This is a genomic window from Frigoribacterium sp. MCBA15_019, assembly GCF_001864945.1.
Classification (GTDB): Bacteria; Actinomycetota; Actinomycetes; order Actinomycetales; family Microbacteriaceae; genus Frigoribacterium.
Window position 1 is genome coordinate 66,700 of sequence record NZ_MJGS01000012.1, and the last position, 11,273, is coordinate 77,972.

General features: G+C 72.9%; 12 protein-coding genes. 5 read left to right on the plus strand and 7 right to left on the minus strand.

Annotation, left to right across the window (positions count from 1 at the left end):
- The first annotated feature begins 208 nt into the window (after positions 1–208).
- Positions 209–1,048 carry an inositol monophosphatase gene (locus BIV04_RS09560; RefSeq protein WP_071256056.1) on the plus strand — a complete coding sequence of 280 codons (840 nt, stop codon included), beginning with the start codon at positions 209–211 and terminating at the stop codon, positions 1,046–1,048.
- Here BIV04_RS09560 and BIV04_RS09565 read toward each other — a convergent pair.
- The 3 genes from BIV04_RS09565 to BIV04_RS09575 all read right to left on the minus strand — a co-directional run bounded on the left by BIV04_RS09565 (position 1,034) and on the right by BIV04_RS09575 (position 3,863).
- Positions 1,034–2,050 carry a LacI family DNA-binding transcriptional regulator gene (locus BIV04_RS09565; RefSeq protein WP_071256057.1) on the minus strand — a complete coding sequence of 339 codons (1,017 nt, stop codon included), beginning with the start codon at positions 2,048–2,050 and terminating at the stop codon, positions 1,034–1,036. The genes BIV04_RS09560 and BIV04_RS09565 overlap by 15 nt on opposite strands.
- Complete coding sequence (locus BIV04_RS09570; protein WP_071256058.1) at positions 2,047–2,703, minus strand: 2'-5' RNA ligase family protein; 657 nt, start codon at positions 2,701–2,703, stop codon at positions 2,047–2,049. Before BIV04_RS09570 ends, BIV04_RS09565 begins: the two co-directional genes overlap by 4 nt.
- 140 nt (positions 2,704–2,843) lie before the next feature.
- A complete protein-coding gene (locus BIV04_RS09575) occupies positions 2,844–3,863 on the minus strand; it encodes a LacI family DNA-binding transcriptional regulator (RefSeq protein ID WP_071256511.1) in 1,020 nt (339 codons plus the stop codon).
- 279 nt (positions 3,864–4,142) lie between these two features.
- Here BIV04_RS09575 and BIV04_RS09580 point away from each other — a divergent pair, with 279 nt between their 5' ends.
- Positions 4,143–4,973: an oxidoreductase gene (locus BIV04_RS09580; protein WP_071256059.1), complete on the plus strand. Its 831-nt coding sequence runs from the start codon at positions 4,143–4,145 to the stop codon at positions 4,971–4,973.
- Positions 4,974–5,162: 189 nt separating this feature from the next.
- Here the strand turns inward: BIV04_RS09580 and BIV04_RS09585 are convergent, their stop codons facing one another.
- The 3 genes from BIV04_RS09585 to BIV04_RS09595 form a co-directional block, all read right to left on the minus strand.
- The gene (locus BIV04_RS09585; protein WP_143048654.1) at positions 5,163–5,630 is read right to left on the minus strand and encodes a hypothetical protein; all 468 of its coding nucleotides are present in this window, start codon (positions 5,628–5,630) and stop codon (positions 5,163–5,165) included.
- A 227-nt stretch (positions 5,631–5,857) separates the two neighbouring features.
- Complete coding sequence (locus tag BIV04_RS09590; RefSeq protein WP_071256061.1) at positions 5,858–6,397, minus strand: PadR family transcriptional regulator; 540 nt, start codon at positions 6,395–6,397, stop codon at positions 5,858–5,860.
- 108 nt (positions 6,398–6,505) lie between these two features.
- Positions 6,506–6,862, minus strand: a complete 357-nt coding sequence (locus BIV04_RS09595; protein ID WP_071256062.1) for a VOC family protein — start codon at positions 6,860–6,862, stop codon at positions 6,506–6,508.
- 352 nt (positions 6,863–7,214) lie between these two features.
- On the opposite strand from BIV04_RS09595, the gene BIV04_RS09600 reads away from it, so the two are divergent.
- Both BIV04_RS09600 and BIV04_RS09605 read left to right on the plus strand, forming a co-directional pair.
- Positions 7,215–8,261 (plus strand): NAD(P)-dependent alcohol dehydrogenase, encoded by a 1,047-nt coding sequence (locus BIV04_RS09600; protein ID WP_071256063.1) that lies wholly within the window; start codon positions 7,215–7,217, stop codon positions 8,259–8,261.
- 367 nt (positions 8,262–8,628) lie between these two features.
- A complete protein-coding gene (locus tag BIV04_RS09605) occupies positions 8,629–9,552 on the plus strand; it encodes an EamA family transporter (protein WP_071256064.1) in 924 nt (307 codons plus the stop codon).
- Positions 9,553–9,675: 123 nt separating this feature from the next.
- Here BIV04_RS09605 and BIV04_RS09610 read toward each other — a convergent pair whose 3' ends face one another.
- Entirely contained in the window at positions 9,676–10,116 is a 441-nt protein-coding gene (locus BIV04_RS09610) for a hypothetical protein (RefSeq protein ID WP_071256067.1), read from the minus strand.
- Positions 10,117–10,343: 227 nt separating this feature from the next.
- Between BIV04_RS09610 and BIV04_RS09615 the strand changes: the two genes are divergently transcribed.
- Positions 10,344–11,270 (plus strand): phosphate/phosphite/phosphonate ABC transporter substrate-binding protein, encoded by a 927-nt coding sequence (locus BIV04_RS09615; RefSeq protein WP_071256068.1) that lies wholly within the window; start codon positions 10,344–10,346, stop codon positions 11,268–11,270.
- The last annotated feature ends 3 nt before the right edge of the window (positions 11,271–11,273 follow it).

Below are 11,273 nucleotides of genomic sequence, written 5' to 3' on the forward strand. Positions count from 1 at the left end.
CTATCCGGGAACGGAGTCAACGATGAGGCCGCCGCGAACGCAGATCAACCCACCCGGGCGAGCTGCCGTCGATCGTTCACGCCGCGTTCAACTCGCCCCGTGCCGGAGCCCGGCCGTTCACCTCGCGGTGTGATCTGTTCACCCCGCCGACCCCCGTCCGACCCGAGTGGTCGACCGTCCAGGAGGCGCGGTGACGTAGACAAGGGCCATGAGCACCCCACCCCCGTCCCCCGGCCTGCGTGAGGTCGCCGAGGCCGCCGCCCGCGACGTCACCCCCGCGCTGCTCGTGGCGTTCCGCTCGGACATGAGCGTCGCCACCAAGAGGGACGCCCACGACGTCGTCACGCTGCACGACGGTCGGGCCGAGAGGGCGATCACCCGCTGGCTGACCTCGGCGGTGCCGGGCTCCGTCGTTCTCGGTGAAGAGGGCGGCAGCACGGGCGACGCCCGGCTGCGCTGGATCGTCGACCCCATCGACGGCACGGCCAACTTCGCCCGGGGCCTGGCCTACTGGTGCGTCTCGATCGCGGCCGAGGTCGACGGCGAGATCGTCGCCGGGGTCGTCCTCGACCCCGTGGCCGACAACCTCTTCGCCGCCGACGAGCACGGGGCCTGGCTGAACGGGGTGCCGCTGCGCTCCGCCTCGGCCCCCGACGAGCACGCGACCGTCCTCACGAGCTTCCCGGTGCAACGCGACGTCGATCTGCTCGGCGAGGGCGCCTTCGACCTGGTGCGCGACCTGACGGCCCGCTACCGGCACCACCACAGCCTCGGCAGCGGCGCGCTCAACCTCGCGCACGTCGCGGCCGGGTGGTCGGACGCCACCCTCGGTTTCGTCACCCACCCGTGGGACGTGGCCGCGGGCGCGCTCGTCCTCGAACGGGCGGGCGGGTGGTTCCGGGGGTTCCGGCACGGTTCCCCGGTCGATCGACCGCACGAGGCCGACGACTACGTCGCGGGCGGAGCGGGCAACGCTCACGACCACCTGGTGCGGCGCGTGCGTGAGCTGTCGGCCACGATCGACCCGGCCGCACTAGGCCGGAGCTGAGACCCCGGTCGTCGAGCCGCGCGTCACCAGGCGCGTCGGCAGCACCTCGTGCCGCTCCGTCCGGCGCCCGCGCAGGCGTTCCACCACCAACTCGACGGCCCGGGCGCCCAGGCGGTCGCGGGGCTGTTCGACCGTGGTCAGGTCCATCACGGCGGCGGGTGCGGTGTCGTCGAACCCGGTGACCGCGGCGATCCCCGGCAACCGCAGCCCCGCCTCCCGGGCCGATGCGACGAGCCGGGCGGCGGTCGAGTCGTTCGCCGCGACGAACGCCGTCACGCCGTCGCCCAGGTGCCGGGCGATGCGCGTCGGGTCGGCGGCGAGCCCGGCGATGTCGTCGACGTGCAGGTCGGTCGCCGACCAGAGCCGCCTCGCCGTCACCGCGTGCTCGTGGGCACGCCGGGTCGTCGACGGATGGCGGGACTCGGCGACGAAGCAGGTGCGCACGTGCCCGAGCGCCGCCAGGTGCATCATCACCTCGTGCATGCCCGACTCCTCGTCCGAGCGCACGGTGTCGACGCCCAGGCCGGCGAGCCGGTCGCCGCTCGACCCGACGACGGCCACCGGCACGTCGCGGGCAGCCGCGGCCAGGGCCTCCGACGGCAGCCGACTGCTCAGCACGACCAGCCCGAGCACCGCGTCACGGGCGGTCGACACGGCCGACGCGTGCAGCTCGGCCAGGCCCGACCGGAGGCGCGCCTCGTCCCGGTCCCCGTCGACGACCCGCAGCTCGAGGCCGAGGGCGGCGGCCGAGGCGATCGCGCTGCGCAGCACCGCCCCGTGGAACGCGCCGGCTCCCTCGGTGACGACGACGCCCAGCACGAGGGGGGCGCCGTCGGCGCGGCGGCGGGCGAGGGCGCCGACGGGCAGCCCGAGGGCGTCGGCCGCCCGCACGGCCTGCGCACGACGCTCGGCCGAGACGCCGTCGTCCCCGCGCAGGGCGAGCGAGGCCAGCGATCGCGACATGCCCGTGCGGAGGGCGACCTCGGCCAGGGTCGCCGTCACGCCGAGGCGAGCTTCCAGGTGTGCACGTGCTGCCAGGTCATCGAGTGCCACCAGCGCCCGGACCAGTCGTCGCAGGCCGTTCGGTAGAGGACGACCGTGTCGCCCCGGAAGCCGGCCGGCACCTCCTGGTCGAGTTCTCGGATGAAGTCGCCGACCTCGTCGTGCAGGTCGGGCCGCCCGTAGAGGTCGTGCGAGGCGAGCGAGAGGTGCGCCCGGTACGACGACGCGTCGTAGTCGTTGCCGAGGGGCGAGGCCATCGGGCGGCGGAAGGGTGCGACCGCCGTGTCGACGTCGGCGGCGAGGCGGACGAACTCGTCGTTGAGCGAGCCGTCGGGTCGCGTGGCCACGTCGTAGACGTAGCCGATGCCTTGCTCGCGGACGCCGGCGTTGTGGACGTCGAAGGCGGACCTGCCGTCGAGCAGGGTGCCGAGCGCGTCGACGACGTCGGCCTCGGAGCGGCCGAAGGGTTGGCTGCCCACCAGGGTCGCGTGGGGAGGGAAGGCGCCCGCCGAGACGAGTCCGTACTGGGCGCGCAGCTGGTCGGTGACGACGGTGACGGCCCGGCAGGTCCGGGCGTCGGGGCGCAGGTAGACGCCGTAGCGGTACGGGTCGCTGTCGTCGAAGGGGCGCTTGGTGGGGGAGTCCTGGTGCATGGTGTCCGATCGGAGAGGCGTAGGGAACGTTCCCTACTCTGATCGGGAACGTTCCCGGGCGCACCCGACTGGACGGCGACGATCCGGTGAACGGCAGGTGGTCGGGGCCTGGACGTCAGCGGCCGTCGGCGCCGAGGTGGTCAGCGCCTGGCCGTGGATCGGCCGGTCACCAGCTCGCCTGCGACCGCCGAGTGCAGGGTGCCGACCGAGCGACCGTCGATCTGGTCGACCACGGCGTCGATCGACGCGGCGCCGATGACCGACAGCGGCTGTCGCCAGGACGTGATGCCGAACAGCTCGGCGGCGTACGGCATGACGCCGTCGTACCCGGTGACCGAGAAGTCACGCGGCGCCTGCAGGCCCCGACGGTGCATCGCCTCGAGCACGCCGATCGCCCAGAGGTCGCTCGGTGCCATCAGGGCCGTGACGCCGCCGAGGGCCACGACGGCGTCGACGACGGGGTCGAGGGCGCGCGGGTCGGTGCCGTGTTCTTCCGAGCGGATGACGACGACGTCCGCGCCGCGCGAGCGCAGCCGCCTGATCATGGCGTCGGTGCGTGCCCACTGGGTGATCGAGTTCGACCGGTCGACGGTCAGCACCGCCACCCGCCGGTGTCCCTGATCGACGAGGTGGTCGGCCAGGCCTTCTCCGCCGCCCTGCTCGTCGCAGTAGACGCTGCTGATCGAGTCGTCGACCTCGGGGCGACCTGCGACGACGGTGGGGATGCGTCGCGCGAACGGCAGGATGTCGTCGACGGGCAGGGCGCCACTGCAGACGATCAGGCCCTCGACCCGCAGCGAGACGAGCGTCTCGAGGGCCTGGCGTTCTTCGTCGATCGAGAACGAGCCGGCCCCGGTCGCCGTGACCACCCGGTAGCCGCGAGCCGAGGCCTGCAGCTGGAACGCCGTGAGCAGGTGCCCGTAGAACGGTGTCGCCGCGTCGCGGACGAAGACGCCGAGGGTGTGGGTGCGATGGGCCGACATGCCCCGGGCGTTCGCGTTGGCGACGTAGCCGAGCTCGATCGCGGCCGATCGGACCCGGTCGGTCGTCGCCGGGGCCACGCCGTAAGACCCGGCCAGCGCGCGGGACACGACCGACTTCGACACCCCCGCGCGTGCGGCGACGTCGTGGATCGTCGGCACAGCTCCCAGGCCGCTCACGCCGGGCTCCCACAGCATCGAAAGGTCACCGGCCCAAAGTATCGGCTCGCGCCGCCGAACGAGCGTCGTTGCCGGTGAACTCTCGGGGCCGGCGGGCGGGCTGGCCGGCGGGCGCAGGTCGCACACCGCCCGCCTCGCCGACGGTGCGACTCCTGGCAGTCACACCCGAGGGGGGCGGCTGGGACCGAGGGCGGCGGGGACCGACGCGCACCGCGCCTCCTTGGTTGTCTGGGGGTGCGGCGCGTCAGCGACCGCGACGCACGAGAGAGAAGAGACCACATGTCGACCTGGTTGATCACCGGATGCTCCACGGGGCTGGGGCGCGCCTTCGCCGAGGAGGCGCTGGCCCGCGGGCACGACGTCGTCGTCACCGCGCGCGACGCCTCCGCCGTGCAGGACATCGCCGACGCCCACCCCGACCACGCCGTCGCGACCGCGCTCGACGTCACCGACTCCGACCAGGTGACCGCCGCCGTCGGCCTCGCCACCGAACGGTTCGGCGGCGTCGACGTGCTCGTGAACAACGCCGGCTACGGCTACCGCTCCGCCGTCGAGGAGGGCGACGACGCCGACGTGGCGCGCCTGTTCGACACGCACTTCCATGGCAGCGTCCGCACCATCAAGGCCGTCCTGCCCGGCATGCGCGCTCGCCGCAGCGGCACGATCGTGAACCTGTCGTCGATCGGCGCCCGCCGCACCGGCCCCGGCTCGGGCTACTACGGCGCCGTCAAGGCCGCCCTCGAGCAGATGACCATGGCCCTGCGCACCGAGCTCGCCCCGCTCGGCATCACGGCGACGGTCGTCGAGCCGGGCTCGTTCCGCACCGACTTCTCGGGCCGCTCGCTCACGCAGTCCGCCACCCCGATCGCCGACTACGCCGAGACCGCCGGCAAGCGCCGCATCGAGGCCGACACCTCGGACGGCACCCAGCCCGGCGACCCCGCCGCCGGCGCCCGGCTGCTCGTCGACGCGGTCGAGTCGGGCCGGGCGCCGTACCTGCTGCTGCTCGGCTCGGACGCCGTCGAGATCGTCACGGGTGCGCTCGACGATCTCCGCGGTGACATCGACACGTGGGCGGAGCGCAGCCGCGCGACCGACTTCGACGCCTAGGGCTCACGGCGCGGCGCGGGACTCGTGTCGCACCACCGGCTGGACGTCGCACCGCCGATGTCGGCGGTGCGACGCTCAGAACGTGGTGCGACTCGTGACGCGACCGCCTGCAGGAGGCGCGGTGCCGGTTCAGGTGGCACCGCGCCTCCTGCAGAGGGTCGGCCCGCGGGCCCCGGGCGGCTCCGGGCCTCAGCCGGTCGCCGGCCCGGTGGTCGCCGGCCCCGAGCCGACGGACCCCGGCAGGGACGGAGCAGAGGTCGCGGCGGCCCCCGCCGCCGCAGCCCCCGCCGCCCCGGCCGAGGCCGCCACCCCCGCCGCGGCCGCGACCCCCGCGGCCACCGCTTGCCGGACCAGCCGCACCTTCGCCACGAAGGACCCGACGGCGCCTCGTCGCCCGGGCCTCTCCGTGCCGGCGGCGACCTCGTCGCGCGTGCCCACCCCGGCACCCGCCACGCCCAGCGCCACGCCTCGCGCCTCGCCCCGCGCCTCGACCCGGACGCGGGTCGACCCCCTCGGCGCCGCCCAGACGCACGACGTGCAGGCCCGGACGTCCTCGTGCACCGCGAGCCCGATGCCGACGAACGGATTCGGCACGACCCGCGTGGAGTCCCCGCAGGCAGGGCAACGGACGATGAAGAACGACGATGCAGTGGTCACGGTGCCCCCTCCGACGGTCCACCGCGGGGCTCCCCCTCGCGCACATCCGACGTGGACGAGGGGGTCGGAGCCGACGCCCTCCCCGACCTGAGGTGCGACGACTCCACGCCACGCGGTGACGCGGTGCGTCGGAGCTCGCGCTCCGCTGAAGCGTGGCTTCGCTTCGGGATCAAGCTAGTCCAGCGGGTACTAGTCCTCAATGGAATGAGGACAGGAGCACCACCCCACTACGGGTGTCGCGGTGCCCCGATCTCGCCGCTGCGGGCGTACTCCTCGACCCAGGCCCGCTCGGTGAGCAGCAGGTCGAGCAGGTGCCGGAACATCGCCACGGACTGCACCGGGAAGCGCGTCGCGTCGGCGTCGGCGGCGTCGAGGTAGGCCCGGGCCGTCGTCATGCGCTCCTCGAGGGCCCGGACGCGCGTCGCGAAGATCGCCGCCCGCGTCGCCTCGTCGACCAGGTTCAGCAGGGCGAACCGGACGTAGAACTCCTCGTCGTCGGCTCCGCGGGAGAGGGGGAAGTCGGCGATCTGCTCGATCAGCAGGTCACGGCCCGCGTCGGTCAGGGAGAACACCTGGCGGTTCGGCCGACCGGTGGTCTCTTCCGTGCGACGGTCGAGCGCACCCCGGTCGTGCAGGCGCTTCAACGCGGTGTAGACGGCGTTGTTGTTGACCACGCCGAGACCCGGGCGGCGCACGTTCCGCTTGATGTCGTACCCGTGCTGCGGCCCGGCGAGCAGGTTGCTCAGGATGAGGATCTCGGTGACCATCCCCACATCATGGTGCGTGTCGGGCCCGTCGGCCTCTGCATGACGCGACCGGACGCAGGAGGCGCGGTGTCGGTCGAACCGGCATCGCGCCTCCTGCAGGCCCCGACGTCAGTCGGTCGGGGGCGTGTAGAACTGCAGGTCGTTGCCCTCGGTGTCCTTGAAGGGCAGGATGCGGCCCCACGGGTGCTCGCTGATCGTGCCGGTCACGTCGGCGCTGCGCGACTGCAGGTCGGCCAGCGCGTCCTCGAGGGTGCCGTCGGGCTGGAACGTGATGACCGCTCCACCCTCGCTCGACGCCGCGGCCTCTTCGCGACCGTTCAGGCCGATCATCAGGCCGTCCGCGTCGATCTCGGTCCAGTCGTCGCTCTCGCTCTTCACCGTGAGGCCGAGCGCGTCACGGTAGAACGCCGTCGCCCGTCCCATGTCGGTCACGGGCACCCACACTGTTGCCACTCCGCTTGCCATGTCGACTCCTTCGTCCGCCACCGGAATGCCCGATGCAGCGTCTGGACCCTTGCTACGCCGCGCCCGGTGCGCGCCGGGCCACGAGTCAGGGCACTTTCCCACCCGGAGGCGTGTCTCACGGGTGCCGTCGCGCGACCTGGCCACCCGCAGGAGGCGCGGTGCCGGTCGGACGCGCACCGAGCCTCCTGCGGGCCGTCACGCCGCGCCTCGTGCCCGGCGTCGCCTCGGGGGCCCTGTCAGGGCCACCCACGGTCGGCCCGGGAGCGTAACGTCGAAGACGGGGAGCCCGTCGTCGAGCACCGTGTTCCGACCCGCCCCTCGTCCCCGAACCGAACCCACCACCAGGAGACCCATGCGCACCGTCAACGCCTACGCGGCCCCGTCCGCCACCGAGCCCCTCGTCAAGACGACCATCGAGCGCCGCGACGTCGGCCCGAAGGACGTCATGATCGACATCGCCTACGCCGGCATCTGCCACAGCGACATCCACACCGTCCGCGGCGAGTGGGGCGAGATCCAGTACCCGCAGGTCGTGGGTCACGAGATCGTCGGCACCGTCTCGGAGGTCGGCTCCGAGGTCACCAAGCACAAGGTCGGCGACCGCGTCGGCGTCGGCTGCATGGTCAATTCGTGCGGCGAGTGCGAGTACTGCAAGCGTGGCGACGAGCAGTACTGCGCCAAGGGCAACACCGGCACCTACACGAGCGTCGACCCGGCCGACGGCACCGTCACCCAGGGCGGCTACTCGCAGGCCGTCGTCGTCACCGAGGACTTCGTGCTGCGCGTCCCCGAGTCGCTCGACTACGACAAGGTCGCGCCGCTGCTGTGCGCCGGCATCACGCTGTACTCGCCGCTGCACCACTGGGGCGTCACCGAGGGCACCAAGGTCGCCATCGTCGGCATGGGTGGCCTCGGCCACATGGGCGTGAAGATCGCCGCCGCACTCGGCGCCGACGTCACCGTGCTGTCGCAGACCACGTCGAAGAAGGAGGACTCGCTGCGCTTCGGCGCGAAGGCCCACTACGCGACCAGCGACGAGCAGACCTTCAACGACCTGGCGAACTCGTTCGACCTGATCGTCAACACCGTGTCGGCGAAGGTCGACATGGGCGCCTACCTCGGCCTGCTCGCCGTCGACGGCACGCTCGTCAACGTCGGTGCCCCGTCCGAGCCGCTCGAGGTGCCCGCGTTCGCGCTGATCCCCGCCCGTCGCAGCTGGGCCGGTTCGGCCATCGGCGGCATCCGCGAGACCCAGGAGATGCTCGACTTCTGCGCCGAGCACGGCATCGTGCCCGAGACCGAGCTGATCGACGCCGACCAGATCAACGAGGCCTACGAGCGCGTCCTGAAGTCGGACGTGCGCTACCGCTTCGTGATCGACGCGGCGACCTTCGCCTGATCCGACCCCGTCCCGCCGGACGCCCCCGCACCGTGTGTGCGTGGGCGTTCGTCGTCCCCGGGGGCGCAGCGCACCGCGTTTCGTGCACTGCACCCGGACTAGACGCGGTGCGGTGCACGAAACGCGGTGCAGTGCGTGAGCCGGGCCGGGCCGGGCCGGGTGGCAGGCGCTGTGCCGGCACCAGTTCACCCGCCGGACACCCGCCACCCCTACGCTCGCCACGACAGCGCCTAGGGTTCCGGGGTCCCACGATCCGACTGGTCCGAGCGGCGCCACGGTCGGGCGCCATCGCCGGGCCGTCATCTGAACGGACAAAAGCCTGGAGGACCCGTTCGGCGCGCCCCGCGCCGAGCCGATGGGTCCTCGCATGTCCACCACCGCCCTCCTGCTCGTCCTCGCCGCCGCCGTCTGCCACGCGGGCTGGAACGTCGTCGCCCACGGAGTGAGCCGCCTCGGCACGCCCTTCCTCTGGTGGGGCGCCGTCGCCAGCGCCGTGCTCTGGCTGCCGGTCGTCCCGTTCACGGGCGGCCTCGGGGCCAGCGTCGGCGGGCTCGCGGTCGGGGCGGGCGTCTCGGCCGTGCTGCACGTCGTCTACATGACGGTGCTGCAGCGCGGCTACGCGGTCGGCAACCTGTCGACCGTCTACGCGACGGCTCGCGGCACGGGCCCCGCCGTCAGTGCCGGCCTCGCCGTCCTGCTGCTCGGCGAGCAGCTCTCGGTGACGGCCGTCGTCGGCATCGCCGTGGTGGTCGTGGGCGTCGTGGCGACCGGACTGATCGACCGCCGGCCGACCGACTCGCCCTCGCCGCGCCTCCTGCACGGGTCGTCGACGGCGTCGACGCCGTCCGCCCCGGGCCGTCGGTCCCGCCGCCTCGACCCCGGCATCGCCTGGGGCCTGCTCACCGGCCTCGCCATCGCGAGCTACACGATCTGGGACGCCCACGCCCTGCGCACCTGGGGTCTCTCGCCCGTGTCGTTCATGGTCGGGGTGACCCTCGTCGAGGTCGTGTTCTACAGCGCGTCGCTCGGCCGGCGTCGGGGCGAGATCGTGGCGGTCGCGCGTGCACACTGGCCGCGCGTGCTGGCCTTCGGGGTGCTGTCGCCTCTGTCGTACATCCTCGTGCTGACGGCGATCCAGACGGCCCCGGTCGCCCTCGTCGCCCCGGCCCGCGAGACGAGCGTCGTCATGGTCGCCGTCTTCGGCGCCCTCGTGCTGCGCGAGGGGTCGCTCGCCAAACGCCTCGCGGCGTCGGTCGTCGTGCTCGGCGGGATCGCCCTGCTCGCCCTCTGACGGGCGTCGCCCGGCGCGTCGCCCACCCATGAACCCGGTTTCGGACCATGAACCCAGAAGCTTCCGGGTGCATGGTTCGAAACCGGGTTCATGGACGCACGAGCCGAGGAGGCGCGGGTCGGCCTACAGGAACCCGGTCACCGCGACGGCGACCGCCGCCAGCAGCGCCACCGCGGCCAGCACCTTCGACGACCCCATGACGAGTCGTCGCCGCGGCCCGCCGTCGTACGGCTCGTCGTCGGCGTCGCGCAGCTCGGGCGGCAGCTCGGCCTCGCGGCGACGACGCTCCTGCTCGAGGCGGGCGGCCCGTTCGGCCCGCGCGACGCGTTCGGCCTCGTGCCGGCGGACCAGCTCGGCCTCGCGGTCGCGGGCGACGAGCAGTTCGAGTTCGCGGTGGGCTTCGTCCGACCAGGCGTCGAGGTCGCCGCCCGGGACGTCGGGGGAGTCGGGGGCATCGGATGCGACCGGTGCCTCGGCGGCACCGGCAGCCGCGGTGGGCCCGGAAGCATCGGGCGGGCCGGGCGGAAGGGCCGGGTCGTCGGGGGTGCCGTCGTCGTGTCGCATGCGGAGGCCTTCGTCGCGGGGGCAGGGCGGGGTGGTCGTCCGAGGCTAGACCGCCGCACCTGGACCCGCCATGACCGGGGTGGCGCTCCTCCTCGACCTCCAGGCCAGCCCGCCCAGGTTAGGCAGACAAGAGGTGAACTCTCGTTGAACGGGGCCGAAGGTAGGTTCCTATGTCGGTCGGGCGCGTGCCAGCATCGTCACGTCCTGCTCCCACCCGAAAGGCCGTCATGACCCTCCGCCGTCCCCGCGCCGCGACCGCCCTCGTCGGCGCCGCCCTGCTCGCCGTCACGCTGTCCGCCTGCTCGACCCCCGCCTCCTCGGCCACCGGCTCGTCCGACGCGGCCGGCGGCTACGCGGTCGACGACAGCACCCTCGTCTTCGGCGTCGTGCCCGACTCGGTCGACACCGAGACCAACTACCAGCCGCTGATGGACTACATCGCGAAGGAGACCGGCAAGACGGTCGAGTACCACGAGTCCACCGACTACGCGGCCCTGATCGAGGCGAGCATCGCCGGCCAGATCGACGTCGCGTCGTTCTCGGGCTTCACCTACGTCACGGCCACGAACAACGGTGCCGAGCTGACCCCGATCTCGTCCATCACGACGGCCGAGGGCCAGGAGCCCGGCTACTACTCGCAGGCCATCGTGCCGAAGGGCAGCGACATCACGTCGATCGCCGACATGAAGGGCAAGAAGATCTGCTTCGTCGACCCGTCGTCGACCTCGGGCTACCTGTTCCCGAGCTACGCGCTGCTCGAGGCCGGCATCGACCCCGAGAAGGACATCACCCCGGTCTTCGCCGGCAAGCACGACGTCAGCGTGCAGAAGGTCGGCGAGGGCACCGAGTGCGACGCCGGCTTCGCCGAGGACAGCGAGGTCGCCAAGAGCGACGCCGTCGAGGTCATCGACCAGCAGATGGTGCCCGGAGCCCCGATCGTCGAGTCGAACTCGCTGCCCGACGACGTCAAGGCCCAGCTGAAGGACATCCTCTCGAACGTCACCGCCGACGACATGGTCGCCGCCGGCATCGAAGGCGCCGACAGCGAGGGCTTCCGCGCCGTGTTCTTCCAGACCACCCCGGTCGACGACGCGTACTACGACCAGATCCGCGACATCTGCGAGAAGACGAACGCGTCGCAGTGCAAGGCCTGACCC

Bases quoted from the DNA above. Each gene is read 5' to 3' on its own strand.
- BIV04_RS09560 (WP_071256056.1), top strand. From the start codon at position 209: ATGAGCACCCCACCCCCGTCCCCCGGCCTGCGTGAGGTCGCCGAGGCC.
- BIV04_RS09570 (WP_071256058.1), bottom strand. From the start codon at position 2,703: ATGCACCAGGACTCCCCCACCAAGCGCCCCTTCGACGACAGCGACCCG.
- BIV04_RS09580 (WP_071256059.1), top strand. From the start codon at position 4,143: ATGTCGACCTGGTTGATCACCGGATGCTCCACGGGGCTGGGGCGCGCC.
- BIV04_RS09590 (WP_071256061.1), bottom strand. From the start codon at position 6,397: ATGGTCACCGAGATCCTCATCCTGAGCAACCTGCTCGCCGGGCCGCAG.
- BIV04_RS09595 (WP_071256062.1), bottom strand. From the start codon at position 6,862: ATGGCAAGCGGAGTGGCAACAGTGTGGGTGCCCGTGACCGACATGGGA.
- BIV04_RS09600 (WP_071256063.1), top strand. From the start codon at position 7,215: ATGCGCACCGTCAACGCCTACGCGGCCCCGTCCGCCACCGAGCCCCTC.
- BIV04_RS09605 (WP_071256064.1), top strand. From the start codon at position 8,629: ATGTCCACCACCGCCCTCCTGCTCGTCCTCGCCGCCGCCGTCTGCCAC.
- BIV04_RS09610 (WP_071256067.1), bottom strand. From the start codon at position 10,116: ATGCGACACGACGACGGCACCCCCGACGACCCGGCCCTTCCGCCCGGC.
- BIV04_RS09615 (WP_071256068.1), top strand. From the start codon at position 10,344: ATGACCCTCCGCCGTCCCCGCGCCGCGACCGCCCTCGTCGGCGCCGCC.